23 protein-coding genes are annotated in these 18,364 nt (G+C 39.8%); 7 read left to right on the top strand and 16 right to left on the bottom strand.

All coding sequences use genetic code 11. The annotated features are described in order from the left end of the window. Positions 1 to 158 precede the first annotated feature (158 nt). The 9 genes from LKW28_RS15040 to LKW28_RS15000 form a co-directional block, all read right to left on the bottom strand. Complete coding sequence (locus LKW28_RS15040) at positions 159 to 1,460, bottom strand: pyrimidine-nucleoside phosphorylase (protein WP_229141174.1); 1,302 nt, start codon at positions 1,458 to 1,460, stop codon at positions 159 to 161. Positions 1,461 to 1,498: 38 nt separating this feature from the next. Next, positions 1,499 to 2,311: a purine-nucleoside phosphorylase gene (locus tag LKW28_RS15035; protein ID WP_229141173.1), complete on the bottom strand. Its 813-nt coding sequence runs from the start codon at positions 2,309 to 2,311 to the stop codon at positions 1,499 to 1,501. Further along, on the bottom strand, positions 2,304 to 3,506 hold the full coding sequence (deoB, locus tag LKW28_RS15030) for a phosphopentomutase (RefSeq protein WP_229141172.1): 1,203 nt from the start codon (positions 3,504 to 3,506) through the stop codon (positions 2,304 to 2,306). The genes LKW28_RS15035 and deoB overlap by 8 nt, the downstream gene beginning before the upstream one ends. A gap of 229 nt (positions 3,507 to 3,735) precedes the next feature. Then, on the bottom strand, positions 3,736 to 4,626 hold the full coding sequence (xerD, locus tag LKW28_RS15025; RefSeq protein WP_229141171.1) for a site-specific tyrosine recombinase XerD: 891 nt from the start codon (positions 4,624 to 4,626) through the stop codon (positions 3,736 to 3,738). Between the two features lie 6 nt (positions 4,627 to 4,632). Further along, positions 4,633 to 4,860, bottom strand: a complete 228-nt coding sequence (locus tag LKW28_RS15020; RefSeq protein WP_229141170.1) for a YqzK family protein — start codon at positions 4,858 to 4,860, stop codon at positions 4,633 to 4,635. Positions 4,861 to 5,149: 289 nt separating this feature from the next. After that, on the bottom strand, positions 5,150 to 5,620 hold the full coding sequence (locus tag LKW28_RS15015; RefSeq protein WP_229141169.1) for a Fur family transcriptional regulator: 471 nt from the start codon (positions 5,618 to 5,620) through the stop codon (positions 5,150 to 5,152). 114 nt (positions 5,621 to 5,734) lie between these two features. Further along, on the bottom strand, positions 5,735 to 6,382 hold the full coding sequence (gene spoIIM, locus LKW28_RS15010) for a stage II sporulation protein M (RefSeq protein WP_229141168.1): 648 nt from the start codon (positions 6,380 to 6,382) through the stop codon (positions 5,735 to 5,737). Between the two features lie 104 nt (positions 6,383 to 6,486). Continuing rightward, on the bottom strand, positions 6,487 to 7,656 hold the full coding sequence (locus LKW28_RS15005) for an endonuclease Q family protein (protein ID WP_229141167.1): 1,170 nt from the start codon (positions 7,654 to 7,656) through the stop codon (positions 6,487 to 6,489). Positions 7,657 to 7,662: 6 nt separating this feature from the next. Then, a complete protein-coding gene (locus tag LKW28_RS15000) occupies positions 7,663 to 8,214 on the bottom strand; it encodes an NUDIX hydrolase (protein WP_229141166.1) in 552 nt (183 codons plus the stop codon). Between the two features lie 88 nt (positions 8,215 to 8,302). On the opposite strand from LKW28_RS15000, the gene mciZ reads away from it, so the two are divergent. Continuing rightward, positions 8,303 to 8,446 carry a Z-ring formation inhibitor MciZ gene (gene mciZ / locus LKW28_RS14995; RefSeq protein ID WP_229141165.1) on the top strand — a complete coding sequence of 48 codons (144 nt, stop codon included), beginning with the start codon at positions 8,303 to 8,305 and terminating at the stop codon, positions 8,444 to 8,446. Positions 8,447 to 8,532: 86 nt separating this feature from the next. Continuing rightward, positions 8,533 to 9,456 (top strand): aldo/keto reductase, encoded by a 924-nt coding sequence (locus tag LKW28_RS14990; protein WP_229141164.1) that lies wholly within the window; start codon positions 8,533 to 8,535, stop codon positions 9,454 to 9,456. 41 nt (positions 9,457 to 9,497) lie between these two features. On the opposite strand, the gene LKW28_RS14985 is transcribed toward LKW28_RS14990, so the two are convergent. The 4 genes from LKW28_RS14985 to LKW28_RS14970 form a co-directional block, all read right to left on the bottom strand. Continuing rightward, a complete protein-coding gene (locus LKW28_RS14985) occupies positions 9,498 to 9,746 on the bottom strand; it encodes a YqkE family protein (RefSeq protein WP_229141163.1) in 249 nt (82 codons plus the stop codon). An 87-nt stretch (positions 9,747 to 9,833) separates the two neighbouring features. Continuing rightward, the gene (locus LKW28_RS14980) at positions 9,834 to 10,490 is read right to left on the bottom strand and encodes a 3-oxoacid CoA-transferase subunit B (RefSeq protein WP_229141162.1); all 657 of its coding nucleotides are present in this window, start codon (positions 10,488 to 10,490) and stop codon (positions 9,834 to 9,836) included. A gap of 13 nt (positions 10,491 to 10,503) precedes the next feature. After that, the gene (locus LKW28_RS14975) at positions 10,504 to 11,193 is read right to left on the bottom strand and encodes a CoA transferase subunit A (RefSeq protein ID WP_229141161.1); all 690 of its coding nucleotides are present in this window, start codon (positions 11,191 to 11,193) and stop codon (positions 10,504 to 10,506) included. A 12-nt stretch (positions 11,194 to 11,205) separates the two neighbouring features. Next, entirely contained in the window at positions 11,206 to 12,393 is a 1,188-nt protein-coding gene (locus LKW28_RS14970) for an acetyl-CoA C-acetyltransferase (protein ID WP_229141160.1), read from the bottom strand. A gap of 168 nt (positions 12,394 to 12,561) precedes the next feature. On the opposite strand from LKW28_RS14970, the gene LKW28_RS14965 reads away from it, so the two are divergent. The 3 genes from LKW28_RS14965 (at position 12,562) to LKW28_RS14960 (ending at position 14,670) form a co-directional block, all read left to right on the top strand. After that, entirely contained in the window at positions 12,562 to 13,455 is an 894-nt protein-coding gene (locus tag LKW28_RS14965; RefSeq protein ID WP_229141159.1) for a hydroxymethylglutaryl-CoA lyase, read from the top strand. Positions 13,456 to 13,518: 63 nt separating this feature from the next. Beyond that, the gene (locus tag LKW28_RS23010; protein WP_267498022.1) at positions 13,519 to 13,647 is read left to right on the top strand and encodes a hypothetical protein; all 129 of its coding nucleotides are present in this window, start codon (positions 13,519 to 13,521) and stop codon (positions 13,645 to 13,647) included. 114 nt (positions 13,648 to 13,761) lie between these two features. Continuing rightward, positions 13,762 to 14,670, top strand: a complete 909-nt coding sequence (locus tag LKW28_RS14960) for an alpha/beta hydrolase (protein ID WP_229141352.1) — start codon at positions 13,762 to 13,764, stop codon at positions 14,668 to 14,670. 15 nt (positions 14,671 to 14,685) lie between these two features. Here the strand turns inward: LKW28_RS14960 and LKW28_RS14955 are convergent, their stop codons facing one another. Beyond that, complete coding sequence (locus LKW28_RS14955) at positions 14,686 to 14,928, bottom strand: DUF2552 family protein (protein WP_229141158.1); 243 nt, start codon at positions 14,926 to 14,928, stop codon at positions 14,686 to 14,688. After that, positions 14,912 to 15,256: an iron-sulfur cluster biosynthesis family protein gene (locus LKW28_RS14950; RefSeq protein WP_229141157.1), complete on the bottom strand. Its 345-nt coding sequence runs from the start codon at positions 15,254 to 15,256 to the stop codon at positions 14,912 to 14,914. The genes LKW28_RS14955 and LKW28_RS14950 overlap by 17 nt, the downstream gene beginning before the upstream one ends. A 158-nt stretch (positions 15,257 to 15,414) precedes the next feature. On the opposite strand from LKW28_RS14950, the gene LKW28_RS14945 reads away from it, so the two are divergent. Together LKW28_RS14945 and LKW28_RS14940 are read left to right on the top strand one after the other, a co-directional pair. Then, positions 15,415 to 15,618 carry a CDGSH iron-sulfur domain-containing protein gene (locus tag LKW28_RS14945; RefSeq protein ID WP_229141156.1) on the top strand — a complete coding sequence of 68 codons (204 nt, stop codon included), beginning with the start codon at positions 15,415 to 15,417 and terminating at the stop codon, positions 15,616 to 15,618. A gap of 107 nt (positions 15,619 to 15,725) precedes the next feature. Then, positions 15,726 to 17,522: a dihydroorotate dehydrogenase gene (locus tag LKW28_RS14940; protein WP_229141155.1), complete on the top strand. Its 1,797-nt coding sequence runs from the start codon at positions 15,726 to 15,728 to the stop codon at positions 17,520 to 17,522. Positions 17,523 to 17,572: 50 nt separating this feature from the next. Here LKW28_RS14940 and LKW28_RS14935 read toward each other — a convergent pair whose 3' ends face one another. After that, on the bottom strand, positions 17,573 to 18,289 hold the full coding sequence (locus tag LKW28_RS14935; RefSeq protein ID WP_229141154.1) for a dihydropteridine reductase: 717 nt from the start codon (positions 18,287 to 18,289) through the stop codon (positions 17,573 to 17,575). Positions 18,290 to 18,364: the final 75 nt, after the last annotated feature.

Raw genomic sequence — 18,364 nt, 5'->3', positions numbered from 1 at the left:
TTTTTGGCGCGCAGCCCTAGGCGACAAGCATAAGACGAGCGCTGGCAGAAGGCGCCCTTTGCCTTCAGAAGCGATTGGCTTAGACCTCGAGCCGATAGCGCCTAAAACTAGACATTAACAAATAAAAAATCCGGGGATTTTTATCCCCGGATTGTGAATTATGATATTTTATCAATGATTAATGTAGGTGGCGGCACTGGATTTGGTGAAATCGCGATACTTTCAGATAGCTTCTTTTTAATTTCAGCAATATCTTCAAAATTACTATGAATGGTCACAAGACTTTCTCCTTTAGAAACCTTGTCACCAATTTTTTTCTGAAGAACAAGCCCAACCGCCAAATCAATCGACGATTCCTTGGTTGCTCTTCCCGCACCAAGCAGCATCGCCGCTGTACCGATTGAATCAGCAATAATCTCAGAAACATATCCATCTGATTCTGCTTCAAATTCAAATTGATATTTTGCTTGTGGCAGCTTTTCAGGAGCATCAACAATGGAAGCATCTCCACCCTGTGACTGTAAAAAGATTTTAAAGGTTTCTAATGCTTTTCCAGTTTTGACAGACTCCTCAAGTAAGGCTCTAGCTTCTTCGAGAGAATTAGCTTTCTTCGCAAGCAAGACCATTTGGCTTCCCAAAACAAGACAAAGCTCCTGGAGATCAGCTGGCCCCTCCCCTTTTAATGTATCAATTGCCTCTTTCACTTCAAGTGCATTTCCAATCGCAAAACCAAGCGGCTGACTCATATCCGAAATAATCGCCATCGTGTTTCTGCCCACATTATTCCCAATGTCAACCATTGTCTTGGCTAACTCTTTTGCATCATTCAAATCCTTCATAAAAGCACCTGCGCCGGTTTTTACATCTAAAACGATCGCATCCGCTCCTGCGGCAATTTTCTTACTCATGATTGAACTAGCAATTAATGGGATGCTATTTACCGTCGCTGTGACATCCCTTAACGCATATAACTTTTTATCTGCTGGTGTTAAATTTCCGCTTTGCCCAATGACAGCAACCTTATTTTGATTAACTAGACGAATAAAGTCATCATTGGTAATTTCAACATGGAAGCCCGAAACAGATTCGAGCTTATCAATCGTTCCGCCGGTATGGCCAAGTCCCCGGCCTGACATCTTTGCAACCGGCACTCCAACTGATCCAACTAAAGGGGCAAGCACCAAAGTGGTTGTATCACCTACACCACCCGTACTATGTTTATCGACTTTTACTCCTTCGATCCCTGAAAGGTCAATCGTGTCACCAGACTGAACCATTGCCATGGTGAAATCAGCTTGTTCCTGTTTCGTCATTCCCTTAAAAAAGACCGCCATCGTAAAGGCACTCATTTGATAGTCAGGAATATCACCTTTTGTGTACCCATCTACAACAAATGAAATTTCCTCGGCTGTTAATTCCATTCCATCCCGCTTTTTTTCAATTAAATCGACCATTCTCATGTTTATTCACCTTTTTCTAACCGTTCATTATTGTTGACCTATATTTTCTTAACAATTTCTTTTACAAGCGCTAAAAAGTCTGTCTTCACTTTTTCTGTTGTTTCAATAACCTCGTCATGGGTTAGCGGTTGATCTAAAATACCTGCTGCCATATTGGAGATACAAGAAATGCCAAGCACTTTTAAATTAGCATGGCGCGCAATAATCACCTCTGGAACAGTTGACATGCCAACTGCGTCTCCACCAAGTGTTCGGAGCATTCTAATTTCTGCTGGTGTTTCGTATGATGGTCCTGTCATCCCAACATAAACGCCTTCCTGAACAGAAATATTCAATTCATTCGCAGCCTCTTTTGCGAGTGTCCGAAGTTCCTTCGTATACGCTTCTGACATATCCGGGAACCTAGCTCCAAGCTTCGAATCATTGGGTCCAATTAAAGGGTTTTGCCCGAAATTCAGATGATCTGTAATAATCATGAGATCGCCTGGTTGAAAGGATTCATTCACTCCGCCAGCCGCATTTGTTACAACTAAAGTCGTGACACCAAGTTCTTTCATCACACGAACAGGGAATGTTACCTTATCAAGACTATATCCCTCGTAAAAATGAAAACGTCCCTGCATGGCAACAACTGATTTTCCTTGTAAAGTACCAAATACAAGCTGGCCCGCATGACCTTCCACTGTTGATACTGGAAACTCTGGAATTTGGTCATATGGCACTTTGATTGGATTTTCAATTTCATCTGCCAAAACACCTAGTCCTGAACCTAAAATCAAACCGATTTCAGGAACTGAAGGGCTCTTTTCCTTTAAAAATTGTGCAGCTCTTTCCATAATCGTTTTATCCATTCCTTTTTCCTCCGTTTATTTCTGAAAGAAAGCTCTTTCCATGTTTAGGTAATGTTACGTTAAAATTGTCTGCTACGGTTGCACCGATATCAGCAAAAGTTGTTCGTAATGGTAATTCCTTACCACCATTCATTTTTTTGTTATAAACTAATAATGGAACATACTCACGTGTATGATCCGTTCCAGGATGTACTGGGTCATTTCCATGATCTGCTGTAATGATTAGCAGATCGTCATCTGTTAGTTTTTCAAATACTTCAGGTAAACGTGCATCGTATTCCTCAAGTGCTTCCCCGTAGCCCTTTGGATCGCGGCGATGGCCAAATAAAGCATCAAAATCCACTAAATTTAAAAAGCTTAAGCCTGTAAATTCCATGTTAAGCGTCTGAACTAATTTATCCATTCCATCCATATTGGACTTTGTACGTAAAGCTTGTGTAACGCCCTCACCATCATAAATATCTGAAATTTTTCCGATTGCAATCACATCAAAACCTTTATCACTTAACTCATTCATTACTGTACGATCGAATGGTTTCAATGCATAGTCATGTCTGTTAGATGTTCTTGTGAAATTGCCAGGCTCCCCAACAAATGGGCGGGCAATGACACGTCCCACCATATATTTTTCATCAAGGGTCAATTCACGGGCAATTTCACATATTTTATATTGCTCTTCAATAGGAATGATTCCCTCGTGTGCAGCAATTTGTAAAACGGAATCTGCCGAGGTATAGATAATCAGTTTTCCAGTTTTCATGTGCTCTTCGCCTAGCTCATCAATTATTTCGGTTCCAGATGCTGGCTTATTTCCTAAAACTCCACGACCAGTCCGTTTTTCAAGTTCATCTAATAGTTCTTTTGGAAATCCTTCCGGGAAAACTTGAAATGGTGTTTCAATATGTAAGCCCATGATTTCCCAATGTCCGGTCATCGTATCTTTACCATTCGAAGCCTCTTGCATTTTGGTGTAATACGCAAGTGGACTGTCTTGAACAGGAATTCCTTTAATTTCACGAATGTTGCTTAAGCCAAGCTTTGCCATATTTGGCATATGTAGACCATTCATTTCTTCGGCGATATGACCTAAAGTATCTGAACCCTCGTCACCAAATTTTTTCGCATCTGGTGCCTCTCCAATTCCAACGGAGTCCATAACAACCAGGAAAATTCGTTTATATGTATAAGCAGACATGTAATTCCCTCCCAATATAAGATATCGTTATTCTATGGTATATTTTCCCCTACAAGCTACAACTTACTCAATCTTTTATGAACACGCTCGTCAGAAGTCTGACATCTTTGAGTATAAAGGGTGAGCGGTTGTCTTTTCAAGTAGATTACAAGAGTTTTAGTAAAAATTGTTAAGTTTGTATGACGAAAAAAAGGCCAGACGTCCTAGTCTAGCAATCTACTACTGCATTTTAAGCACGAGGATGATAGGTTTTATAGACATCCTTTAAACGTGTCTTAGTAACATGCGTATATATTTGTGTCGTCGAAATGTCTGCATGACCCAGCATTTCCTGCACTGCTCTTAAGTCAGCCCCATTTTCCAATAGATGGGTCGCAAAAGAGTGACGAAGGGTATGTGGTGTTAATTCCTTTTCAATTCGGGCTTCCCGTGCGATTTTCTTTAAATTTTTCCAGAAGCCTTGTCTTGTCATGCGATTCCCATGATGATTCACAAAAAAGGCATCTGTTCTCTTTTGCTTCACAAGTTGACGGCGGCCCTGATCTAAATATGCCTGCAATGCCTTCGTTGCTACACTGCCAAGTGGAACAATACGCTCCTTATTTCCTTTCCCAAGACATCTGATGAATCCCATCGATAAGTGGATATCCGCAAAATTTAAGTTGATTAGTTCACTCACCCGCAATCCTGTCGCATATAAAAGCTCAAGCATGGCTTTATCGCGTATCCCAAGCGGATTGTCCAATTTGGGTGCATCAAGCAATGCTTCTACTTCAGAAAGATTTAATACCTTTGGCAGTGTACGCTCAGCCTGTGGCGTTTCTATCTGTTCCGTAGGATCATGATCCGTTACTTTTTCGCGGAACAAAAACTTGTGAAAAGAACGAATAGATGCAATATGTCTAGCCAAAGTTCTTGATGAATTTCCTTGTTCCTTTAATGTTTTTAAAAAATGGATCACTTGTATCCGGTTCACATCATTAAAGGATGAAATGTTTTCAACCTTTGTTACGTATTGATAGTATTTTCTAAGATCCCTTTCATAGGACTTCACTGTATTGTCAGCAAGTCTTCTTTCGACAACTAAGTAATGTAAATAATCCTTTACTTGATCTTCCACTGAACTCTACTCCCCATTTCGGTAAAAAAACAGTAATCTATCTAATAGGCCATCCTCCTTTTCTTCAAGCATTGAGGTGGCCTTTACTGAGGACCCTTCTGGTTCATCATATTTGTGATAATTTTGATATTCCTCATTAACCCATATAATACCATAATAAAATAAAACCGTGCATCCAGTAAACAATACAAAAACCTTTAACGTATCATATACAACTTGAAACCATTGTCTCATCTGGTAATCCTCCATTAATAATCAAATGCGCGCCTTCGCGTATTTGCCGCCCAGATTTTTTCGCACATGGGCGAAAAACTTCCTTAGAAAATCTGTGGCATCCGCCGGAGGCTTTAACTTTATCAAGCCGGGTAATAGAACCCCGGCTTGACATAAAGTTATCGTTATTAGAAGATATGCCAAATTTGCATGGTTTTATACACGCTTATCCCAATTTTTGCGATTTCTTTTCAATCCTAGTAATTTATGAAAATGAAAAAAACCTTTTCCCGAAAGGAAAAGGGGTCGCTTATTTATGTAGATCTGTTTCTTCTTTTGCTTCTTTATCATGACATCGATGACAAATCCCATGGAAAGTTAAACGATGGTCTTTAATAATAAAGTTCCAATTTTTTTCCACGATTTCTTCAACATCTTCTAGTAAATCTTCCTTAATCTCATCGACTGCTCCACATTCGATACATACGAGGTGATGATGGAAATGTGCAACACCTTCTTGGCGAAGGTCATATCTAGATACACCATCTCCGAAATTTATTTTATCCACGATCTTTAATTCAGTAAGTAATTCAAGTGTCCGATAGACAGTTGCTAAGCCGATCTCTGGCGACTTTTCTTTTACTAGGAGGTAGACATCTTCGGCACTTAAATGATCCTCTTCATGTTCAAGCAGTACCCGAACGGTCGCCTCACGCTGTGGTGTAAGCTTATAACTTGATGAATGCAACTGTTTCTTTATACGATCAATCCGATTTTCCATGTAAAACTTTCCCTCCCTCGCCGTTACCTCATTATTATAACAGAAGAAGGGGCACTGTCCAAATAAAATAATTATAAATAACAGGAACTAATTCTTATTACTTAATAATTATTCTTATTTATTAACGACATCAATAATTTCTTTCATTAGGACAGGAGAAGCGAATGCCTCCACAGCTGAAGCCATTAAGATCACGAAACTTACCGCAACCATCAATAGCGAATACCTTGTTAATAACTGAAGAACAGGCTCGTTCATTCGTTTCATAAATTGCTGGCGAATCATTTTCAATGAGAATGCCACAGCGACTGTACCAACGATGATGAACGTTGGAATGATTAAGAGATTTTGCGGTAATACAGAAACAAATGATAAAAGAAACCCGCTCCAGCCCATTTGATTAACGAGAAAGCCAACCGTGAATCCAACAACAACCCCTTTTAGGAATAACAGAATCAAGATAATCGGCAGCCCAATAATGGAGATTCCTAAAATCCACATGAGTCCAACATATTTAAGATTGTGAAGAATGCTTTGCTTGAACATATCGGTTGAGTTAGCATAGGTTCCTTCAGATACCTCTCCAAAAAATCGGCTTAAATAGAAAAAGAGATCCTCTTTCTGACTGGGGTTTAGACTGTTAACGACGATGGCTCCAAAGATGACACCCATTAGGAATAGTACGGAAATAAATAAATATATGGATGAATGTTCACGAAAATGATTCACTGCGATTGTTTTATATGGCTGTTGCTTTCTCATCTATCGATCCTCCTATCAATCTTCTAGTAGATTGTATGAGGTCAAATAGATTTCTATGACAACTTGATAGAACTATTTCTATTAACTACATGAAAAAGAGACTCCTATTTAGAGTCTACTTTTCCATATTTACCGCCACCACCGGATGTTAGGCGGAGTTTTCCTTGGCGAGCTTGAATGATGATGTCGGCGATTTGTCCCTTCACCACACGTCTTAGTTCTTCTTCAGGTACCTCATGAAGAATGGCCATTTCTGTCTTAAAATAATCCCTTAGTTTTTGTAAGGTTTTCGGCCCAAGCCCTGGTATAAATTCAAGCGGAACTTGGTGTACATATGGCGGCCTATACGGATTTGGTTCATCAGCGCTTTTTAATTCCTGTAACCTATCAAAAACCCCTTTTACAAATCGAGTATGTCCACAGCTGGGACAAGCCTCTGCCATCACATCCTCAATGATTGTTAAACATTTCTCACAACTTGTTTTATGATATTTTCCCAACAACGGATCTAATCCATAATTTGCAACAACTTCCCTGCCATCTATCAAATGAAGCGCGAGTCTTAGTTCTTCAAAAGTAGGCTCTTGCATTTTAATGATTTGATATTCCCTCGCAATTTTCGGAAGCGAATGCGCGTCTGAATTGGATACAAAAGTAAATCGATGCAATTCTTGAATTTGATCAGCCATATCCGTATTCGAGCTCAATCCTAGTTCAACCCCATCGATTAAATCTTCATCGAACACTTCCGTTAATGATTGTTTGACGCCACGACCGTACATACTTTTGTAAGGTGTGAAGACATGTGCAGGAATAAAAATACCGGATAACTCTTTTACCTTTCGTTGCAACTCTCTTCCGTCCACATAAATTCTTTGCGAACTCAAAGTGATATTTTTCATTCGTTGTGCTAACCATGCGGAAAACAGCTTCATTTTTTCAATTGTAGGGATAAATGCCAGAACATGGATCGGCCCTTTGCAGTTTTCATCATAGATTTCAAGCTCAGATCCTAAGATGAGCGTGACATTTTTAAACCGTAATCCGCCTTCTTCATAGGGGTATACTTCTCCAATTTCGATTAGCGCTTCAAGTTCCTCAATGACTTCCGGAACATGACAATCAATTACACCAATCATGTCCATCCCTTTAATTTCAGTGGACTCCTGCAGGATATTTCCAATCGTAAGTGATTTGGCACCTGTGATTTTCACTGGTTTGCCTGAATTCGTTCTTCCAATGTGGATATGAAGATCAACATAGTAATTATTCATCGTGCATTATTCTCCTAATGCTTGTTGTAGTTGCAGATACTGTACCGCATATGCCGTCTTTGCATCATAAATTTTCTTTTCATTTATCAAATTAAGCGCTTCTTCTAATGTAACCTCAAGTAAGTCAACAAATTCATCCTCATCCAAGCCGGCTGGGTTTTCCATTTTCTTTAAACCTTTCGCAATAAAAAGATGCACCAATTCGTCTGCAAAGCCAGGTGAAGTATAAAACGAAATAAGCGGTGTTAGTGTTTCACAATCATAACCCGTTTCTTCTTCTAGTTCTCGTTTTGCAGTTACTTCCGGCAGCTCACCCTTTTCAAGCTTTCCTGCTGGAATCTCAACGATTACCTTATCCAATGCTTTCCGATATTGCTGCACCATGACGATTCTTTGATCATCCGTTAAGGCAAGAATCGCAACAGCTCCAGGATGTTTGATTAGCTCTCTTCTACTAGTATTTCCGTTTGGCAACTCTACCTCTTCTATATGTAAATCGATAACCTTTCCTTCAAAAAGGACTTCCCTGCTGATTGTTTTTTCTAGTAAATGATCCATTATTTATTGCCAGCTCCTTGTTCTACTAAATCTTATTTCTTCATACATTTTAGCATAGTTCTTTCCGTATTTTAAAAGGAGGTTTGCAATGAAAATTGTGATTGGTGAAAATCGGGTAGCACTAGTCGGCAAAGCATGGGAAATCCGTGCAAAACTGAAGGAATATAGCAGGTCCTATCAAACTGTTCAGGAATGGATCAATCAAGGAAAGGTAAAACAAGAGAAAAAGTAAACTCAACGCCCCTTCAAATCATTTGTGGTTCAGACCCGAAAACGATAAAATGTGACTAGAATGACAAATTCTGGAGGGGAATCGTTATGGATAAAAGAAGAATCGGATCTTCTGATTTATTTGTAAGCAAAATTGGGCTAGGCTGTATGTCCATTGGTACAGATGAGAAAAAAGCGTCACAAATCCTTGATGCTGCTGTGGATATGGGAATTAATTATTTTGATACCGCTGATTTATATGATCAGGGTCTAAATGAGGAGTTCGTTGGAAAAGCCTTAAAATCCAAAAGACAAGATATCATTTTAGCCACTAAAGTCGGAAACCGATTTGAAGCAGGAAAAGAAGGCTGGTCCTGGGATCCATCAAAAAAATACATAAAGTCCGCTGTCAAGGAGAGTCTGCGTCGGTTACAAACCGATTATATCGACCTTTATCAGCTTCACGGGGGAACGATCGAGGATCAAATCGATGAAACAATTGAGGCGTTTGAGGAGTTAAAAGGAGAAGGTGTTATCCGTTATTATGGAATCTCTTCGATCCGCCCGAATGTGATACGAGAATATGTCAATAAATCCTCGATCGTAAGCCTGATGATGCAATACAGCATTTTAGATCGACGCCCCGAGGAGCAAATACTTTCGTTTTTAAAGGAACATGAAGTGAGTGTCGTGACACGTGGACCCGTGGCAAAAGGATTGCTTACTAACCGGCCAATTGAAGATGCTAATCAAAGTACAAAACAAGATGGATATCTTGATTATTCCTTTGAGGAGCTTGAGGCGGTGATATCTAGCCTTAAGTCAGAAGTGGCTGGCTCTAGACCATTAACAGAAATCGCACTTCAATATTGCTTATTTGAGGATGCCGTCGCTTCTGTCGTAGCCGGTGCAAGTTCCACCCAACAAATCGAAAAAAATGTAGAGGCCGCGAATGCCAAGCCTTTAACAGCAGATGAGATCCGGAAAATCAGAGAACTTTCGAAGGCTTCTGTTTACAGTCAGCATAGATAAATTCCATAAGTTAACCCCACAGTCCATGTGGGGTTTTAAAATTATTTAAAATCTGACCATTTAAGGCTGCTGTCGTTTAGTAACTCCTCAAATGACTTATTTTTTTCTCTTTGTCTTCGCTCCTCACGCTGTCTTTCTAGCTCAGCATCTTGTTTCTTTTGCGCTTCTTCTTTTAATTGCTGTTGAGTATTTTTTAGCTTGGAAACAATCTCCTCATTGAGTAAATCCCCAAGGCTTAGTTTTTCATCTTTTTGTTTTTTAACAGAAGGCTTTTGTTTTTTCTTAGCCATATTCTTCCCTCCATACGTATGCCATTTGACAATTATTATATCAAAAAAAGCGAATAACCGCTTGATAGGTTACTCGCTAAAATTGCCTTAGAACGCATCGAGTAGAACATCATCATTAATAACGAGATTTGGCTCAGTAGAAGCTTTTACATCCTCAACCGTAAATCCTTTCGCTACCTCTACTAATTGTAAACCGTTCTCGGTAACATCGATTACTGACCGGTCAGTAATAATTCGATTGACGACCCCTTTGCCAGTTAAAGGAAGCGTACATTTTGTTAAGATTTTTGCTTCCCCTTTTTTGTTCACATGATCCATTATGACAATAATTTTCTGGGCCCCATGAACAAGGTCCATCGCCCCGCCCATTCCCTTAATCATTTTTCCAGGAATCATCCAGTTCGCCAGGTCACCCGTCTCCGAAACTTCCATTCCGCCAAGAATGGCAATATTGATATGTCCGCCGCGGATCATCGCAAATGATTCTGCACTGTCAAAATAAGCTGCTCCCGGAATCGCTGTGACCGTCTCTTTTCCTGCATTGATTAAATCCGGATCCACATCTGCTTCGGTTGGATATGGGCCGATTCCAAGCAACCCATTCTCTGATTGAAGAACAACCTGCTTATTGGCAGATATATAATTTGCGACAAGGGTTGGCATACCAATTCCAAGATTTACATAAAAGCCATTCTCAATTTCCTTCTCAGCCCTTTTTGCAATCTTTTCACGCGTATTTGTCATAGCCTTCTCCCTTCTATCTAGATATTGTCAAACGTTCAATTTTCTTCTTTTGTTCACCCACGACCAATCCTTGGACATAGATACTTGGTGTATGTATCCTATTGGGGTCAAGATCGCCAATCTCACAGAGTTCCTCAACCTCAGCAATCGTCACTTTTCCCGCAGCCGCCATCATCGGGTTAAAATTCCGGGCTGTCTTGTTAAAGATTAAATTCCCCATCTTATCTGCCTTTTCAGCGCGCACAAGACTAAAATCAGCAACAAATGCTTCTTCAAGGACATATTCCTTTCCATTAAATACTCTTGTTTCTTTTCCATTTGCAATGGGTGTACCAACTCCAGCTGGTGTATAAAACGCGGGAATCCCGGCTCCACCTGCTCTAATTTTTTCAGCTAAAGTTCCTTGGGGTACAAGTTCGACCTCAAGCTCGCCTGACAATGCTTGTCGTTCAAATTCCTTGTTTTCTCCCACATACGAACCAATCATTTTTGAGATTTGTTTGTTTTGTAAAAGCAAACCAAGTCCCCAATCATCTACGCCACAGTTATTTGAAATAACGGTTAGATCCTTCACCCCAGACTCAGCCAATGCTAAAATTAAATTTTCTGGGATACCACATAAGCCAAATCCACCAACCATGATCGTGGAACCGTCCTTAATATCCTTGACTGCTTCCTGAAAAGAAGAGTATATTGGTTTCATTTGCACACCCCGCTATTCGATATTTTCAACAATTGTCGCGACACCTTGACCGCCGCCAATACATAAAGTCGCTAATCCGTAACGATCATTGCGACGCTTCAACTCATGAATAAGCGTAACTAGAATTCTTGCCCCACTTGCGCCAATTGGATGGCCTAAGGCAATTGCGCCACCATTTACATTTAAAATTTCCTGATTAAAATGAAGCTCCCGATCAACGGCAATCGATTGAGCTGCAAATGCTTCATTTGCCTCGATCAAATTCATATCAGCGACACTTAATCCGCACTTTTCCATTGCTTTTTGTACAGCTGCAACTGGGCCAATTCCCATAATACTAGGGTCAACTCCAGCATTTCCATTCGCTTTTATCGTGACTAATCCTTTTATCCCCAGTTCATCTGCTTTCTTTTTACTCATCACAACAAATGCAGCTGCTCCATCATTAATACCTGAAGCATTACCTGCTGTAACCGAACCGTCCTTTTTAAAAGCTGGACGCAAGTTACCTAGCTTCTCAGCGGTTGTGCCTGCTTTAGGGTATTCATCTGTATCAAAGACAATGCTTTCTTTTTTCCGTTGCGGGATCACGACAGGCACTATTTCTTCTTTAAATTTACCTGCTTCAATTGCTGCAATCGCCCTTTGTTGACTGCGTGCTGAAAAACGATCCTGTTCTTCTCTCGTAATCTCGTATTTATCGCATAAATTTTCGGCTGTTATTCCCATATGATAATCATTAAATGCACACCATAGTCCATCGGAAATCATACTATCAATCATCTTTTGGTCGCCCATTTTAAACCCATTTCGTGCACCTTTTAACAGATAAGGGGCCTGGCTCATATTTTCCATCCCGCCAGCCACAATAACATCTGCGTCACCGGCAAGGATCGCCTGCGATGCTAAATGCACAGCTTTTAATCCTGAACCACATACCTTATTTATTGTCATTGCTGGAGTTTCCTGTAACAATCCTGCTTTTATCGCTGCCTGTCTGGCTGGATTTTGTCCCACTCCTGCCTGCAAAACATTCCCCATGATGACTTCATCCACATGTTTGGGGTCCACGCCTGCTTTTTCTAGAGCTCCTTTAATGACAACTGCACCAAGTTCCGGAGCTGAAATAGAATGCAAACTCCCTCCAAAACTGCCAATCGCCGTTCTAACAGCGCTTACAATTACAACCTCATTACTCATTTCAACATCCCCTTTTACATTTACGCTTAAGTACCTAATACCATTTATATTTCTAGTCTTTTTTCGAAATACCTCTTATTTTGTCTAAATTCCTATTATTCTTGCTTTTTACGAAATGTCTCCACTAGAATAAGAGATAATACTATATGTTTTGCTGGAGGGTTGTCGATGCAATTACCTAAGCACGTGACGATTATTGAAGTCGGGCCTAGGGATGGGCTCCAAAACGAAAAAAGCGTAATCCCGACAGAAGCTAAGATTGAGTTTATTAAAAAATTAAAAAAGGCGGGCCTTCAGGAAATGGAGCTCACTTCATTTGTTTCGCCGAAATGGGTTCCACAGATGAAGGATGCCGAAGAAATTATCGCATCCTGTTTAGATGATTCCCGCAATTTGGTTCTAGCTCCAAATCGGAAAGGAATTGAAAGACTGTACCTGACAAATTGTAAAGCGGTTGCCGTCTTTGTTGGGGTCAGTGAAAGCTTTAATAAAAAAAATATCAATAAAACGACTACTGAAAGTATGGAGGAACTAAAGCCTCTTATCCAGGAATTAAAGGAAAAAGGATATTTTGTTCGTGCCTGTATTTCTACTTCCTTCTACTGTCCATATGAAGGAAAAATGGATGAAGAAGCGGTACTTCACCTTTGCTCAACCTTTGTACAGTACGGTGTTGATGAATTAAGTGTTGCCGATACAATTGGAAAAGCAAATCCCAAAGAGGTTTACTCGCTTTTTTCAAAATTAAAAAAAGAGCTGCCAAACACACTATTAACCGCACATTTTCATGACACTCATGGTTTGGCGCTCGCAAATGTGTTAGCTGCTCTTATAGCTGGAATTGACCGTTTTGACACATCTGCTGGCGGCTTAGGCGGTTGCCCGTTCGCACCTGGAGCAACTGGTAATGTTGCCACTGAGGTTGTTGTGTATATGATTGAGGAATTGGGGATTTCAACAGGAATTGATCTTGCAAAGCTTATGGAGGCAGTAGATGTCATTAAACCACACCTCACGCGGCCTATCGAAAGCAAGTATTATCGATTACATTCTCCTAAATAGGAATACTTTGTATGAAAACTTCACATCCTATCCATGACATTTCAGGAAATGGAGTTGTTACCATTGGCAAAACGAGATAAAGGTCGTTCTCAAAAAGGTAAACCGAATGCAGATACGACAAACAATATAATGGCTGCTGAAGAAATGGAAAAAGCCATTCATCCGACAAAGCGTCAAAATTCACAGCAATGAGGAAGAAACCGTGCCCATTAGAGGTACGGTTTTTCATATGTTTTTTTGGTGCAAAATGGTAAAATGAAATCACATCAGTTGCAGCTTTCAGGAGGAACGATTTTCATGAAAAGAATGAAAAAGATATTTATCTTTATGGGAATTCTTATCGGCTATATGGCCACAATTGGAATGATTTTTACAAACATCGTCATGTTTATGAAAAAGAAAACCGATGATGAGATTCTTGAACGAGAAACTAGGGAGGGGCGCCTTACCTTAGATGATGTTGAGTCTTTAAGCAAGGAGGATATATCGATCCAATCAAAATTTGGATACATGATTAAAGGCTGGCTTGTAAAACGAACGGATCAAAATCGATTTATTATCATCTCACATGGTGTAACCCAAAACAAACTAAATTCAATTAAATATATGAAGCTTTTCTTAGAGCGTAATTGGAATGTTCTTTTATATGATCATCGCCGCCACGGAGAAACCGGCGGAAAGACAACTAGCTATGGGCACTATGAAAAATTCGATCTGGAATCAGTTGTTTCCTGGGTGAAAGAAAATTATGGAGATGACAGTACCATTGGTATTCATGGGGAATCGATGGGCGCTGTAACGACACTGCTTTACGCTGGAATGATTGAGGACGGAGCAAATTTCTATATTGTCGATTGTCCGTTTTCCGATTTTGAAGCACAGTTGAAATATCTGTTAAAGGTTGATTATAAAATTCCTGCTCCATTTGTTCTCCCTTTTGCCAATATTTTTTTAAAGCTACGGGACGGATATAGCATTAAGGATGTATCCCCAGTTTCTGTGATTCAAAATATCAAAAATCCTGTTTTATTTATCCACAGTGCCAAGGATGATTATATTTTGCCAGAAATGACAATGGAGCTTTATAAAATGAAGGAAGGGCCAAAGCAAATGCTGATTGCTGAAAAAGGCAAACATGCCTATTCCTTTGCCGATAACAAGGAAGCCTATGAAAAAGTAATTGATGATTTTTTAGACCAATATGTAAGGGACTGATTTGTTTTTCAGTCCCTACCCTAGTACATCTGTAATGTCTGTTAAGTTTTCTTCTATCCAGGTTAATGCGAGTTCAATCGTTTCAAATTCCTGAACCTCAAAAGTCACCTCATCCTGAAGCAGCCATACATCCTTTTGTTCATGGTTGGCCCCTGCAATGGACCAATGTAAAAGGCTAAATGGATGGTTGTCGTGTAAAAAGGAAACCCATGTTTTATCTTCTGCAATAGTTCGGATTGTTTTAAGCTTGGAACTCATGTACACCACTCACTTCTACTAGTCGTAAACGTGGATTTAATATCTCATTGGGACTTTTTAACATATAGCAATTTGCAAGTTCAATAAAATCCACTGTCAAATTTTCATCCAAGAACACCATTTTAGACTTTTCTACTAATAACGGCTGATAATTTGTGTCTAGTGTTAGATCATCTTCATCCCCAGAATCGACTAGCCATAATGCTGTAACGCCACTCATCACACAGCCGCAGCCTTCTGTTTCATATTTCAGCTTTAATTTTTTATCTTTATTTTTAATTTGTATGTTCAGTTTTTCAATCGCACGTTCTGTAAATGTAACGTTCATAGTGTTCTCCTTTTATGTTCGTTTACATATATTTTAACATATCTTGTCTTGTTCTACATATCATTACAATGTCTCGGAAATTTTAACAAACATTTGAGTTTTGGTAATGATTACCTTATTATCAAGAGTAATACTTACTTTAAGGGGGCATATAAGAAATGTCAAAGGTTACCATCAAAGTAAATGATAATGGTTCATTAAGGATTACAGGTGATGTCGATTTAGTCGACGCGGAAGGAAATACGTTCCCAACAAAACAAACCTTCTCATTATGCAGATGCGGCAGATCCAATAATAAACCTTTTTGCGACGGTTCTCATAAAGGTCATTTCGAATCAGTCGTACGCGCACCGAAAGAATAATCTTATTAAAACCGAATGCTCAAGCAGCGTTCGGTTTTTTCGTTATCTGGATTGCCAATTCAATTATGATACAATACGGGTAAAAGCCTTTCATGGAGGAACGGAAAATGCCTGATTGGTCATATCATGTACTCTTTCAACCTATTTTATCTCGACTATCATCCTATCAATCGCGGGAATTTATTCATAGAGGAATGAATCTGATCTCCTCACTCCCGGGAGGACATCGTCTTATTCATTTCCTTGGCAGAGAGGAATCTTCTAAACTTGTAAAAAAAGAAATTCATGGCATATCCTATCCAAATCCAGTTGGACTTTCCGGAAAAATAGATCCGCTTTTAACTGGTTCAAACGCTTTTTCAAATCTTGGATTTGGTTTTATCGAAATGGGTCCGGTGACAAAGGAGCCTGCAATGGACCCCACCCTTCCAATTGTAAATTGGCAAAAACAGCAAATGGAGTTTTCTGCAAACTATGAATCAATCGGATTGGTGAAAACGATCCAAAAGCTAAAAAAGTGGAAGCCTAAACAGCCGGTATGGGCCAGATTGGCCGGAACAAGTGAAGAACAACAGGAAATAATCACGGAATTAGAGCCATATGTGGCTGCATTTGTAACAACCTCTTCAAGTTCAAGTTGGGCTACCGACCATCCAGTTTATCTTTCTGTTCCAGTTGGAAAGGTAAAAGCTCTATCACTCGATCATATTCAGTCTACTTTTTCGGGTATCGTAATCGATAATCCAATGGACATGTCTAATGATTGCTATTTGAGAGAATTACTAGATTCTATTCATCATTTAAGAGAAAACGGGTTTACACTTCCCATCATCAGTGTTGGCGGTATCCATGAGCCTGCCCATGCTCTTGCTCTTTTTGATGCAGGAGCTGACCTTGTTTTACTGTCTGAAGGTTATGTTTTCTCGGGTCCTGGTCTTACAAAAAGGATTACAGAAGCCCTTTTATACAAACTTCAGCCTGAGCCACCGCTTCATCCTGCATGGATATGGTATTGGCTGTTTGGTTTGGCTATCTTCATTGGTGGTGCAATTGCCGTCCTTTTTAGCTTGACGACCATTATTCTTCCTTATGATGAGCAGTTTCTTGGAATGCAAAGGGACAAAATCCTTTTGTTTAACGAACGGGTGCTTTATTTCATGGCCCATGATCGGATGACACTCGCCGGGACTATGATTTCTGGTGGTATCGTCTATATGGCTTTAGCACGTTTCGGAGTTCGAAAGCAGCTTCTTTGGGCCAAGCAGGCAATTGATTTTGCTGCCATACTTGGGTTTTTAGGGATTTTCCTATTCATTGGCTATGGATATTTTGATTGGCTTCATCTTGTTTTTTGGCTTATCTTACTCCCTATCTATCTAACTGGTTTTATTAAAACGAGACAGCTTAACGGGACGCCAACATCGCTTAATACCCGTAATCACCGGGTTTGGAAACAAAGTTTAATCGGGCAACTCGCTTTTATCATTCTTGGGTTTTCATTCGTGTTGGGCGGTATCGTAATTTCATTTATTGGAATAACGAATGTGTTTGTTTCAACTGATATTCTATATCTTTGTATGCCGCCTGAGATGATTGATTCGTTTAATAATAAGTTGATTTCAGTAATTGCTCATGACCGCGCGGGTTTTGGCAGTGCCCTTCTTAGTGTTGGTTTATTAGTGCTAACCATATCTCTTTGGGGCTTTCAGCAAGGCAATAGATGGGTTTGGTGGACATTGCTTGTAGGTGGACTTCCCGCTTTCTTTGCAGGAATTTGGATTCATTTTGCAATCGGGTATACGACTTTTATTCACCTGCTCCCGGCTTATTTCGCACTTTGCTTATTTTTCGTTGGGCTTATTATGACGTACCGATTTTTTCATATGGGGAAGGATAAGATATAAAAATGAAGGAGGCAGTCATTTGCAATGACTGCCTTGTTTAACTCTTAAGCTTAAATTGACAAACCAAATGATAAAAACTCAGATAGTTGTTTTTCGCGCTTATCGAGCATTATCTGTTCTGGCTTGATGCCCTGCTCACGCAGTACTTCAATATTCTGCTTAAGGAACTCGTCGCTGCCAACAACGTAGAAAATTCCATCCTTATCTGCAGCAAGATTTTTGACTTCTTCGTAATAGTCTTGACGGTTATCGACGAACTTGGCTGTGAAATTCTTGTCGGGTGCAGATTTAAAAAGATTAGTGAACAAGAAATCTTTTGATGAATCAATGTTCAGGGAATGAATTTGATTGACGTTGTCAGCACGCTCAAAGTATTCAAGTAAAAGCGGTCTGAAAGTTGCCAATCCGACACCTGATGATAGCAAGTAAACATTTTTCCCTTCTCTTTTAAGCGGTACATTGGAATGCGTTTTAAATATGGCAACTTCATTGCCGACTTCATGATTTCTCAAAATCGATTTAAACTCGGAACACTGCTCTCTGATGCGTGTTGTGATACCGATTGCATTTTCATGCGGTAAAGTGGAGATTGACATATGGCGTACCAAGCTCTTGTTTGGTTTATCTCCAGCATTGAAACCTTTCAGCCCGAAATGAGTGTGGGAACCTTCTTCCCATGTAAAGCCTTCAGGACAGTCGAGCAGGAAGGTTTGAACCTCAGGTGTTTCCTCAATAATTTTATTTATTTTAGTCCAGTATATTTGCATGTATTTGCTCCTTACTCCATTGTGGATTGTTACTACTTAGCATACAACAAGTGATAATAATTCTCAATTAAAAAG

This window comes from Bacillus sp. REN16, from assembly GCF_020731355.1.
Lineage (GTDB): Bacteria > Bacillota > Bacilli > Bacillales > Bacillaceae_L > Ferdinandcohnia.
This window is presented reverse-complemented; position numbering and strand designations above follow the sequence as displayed.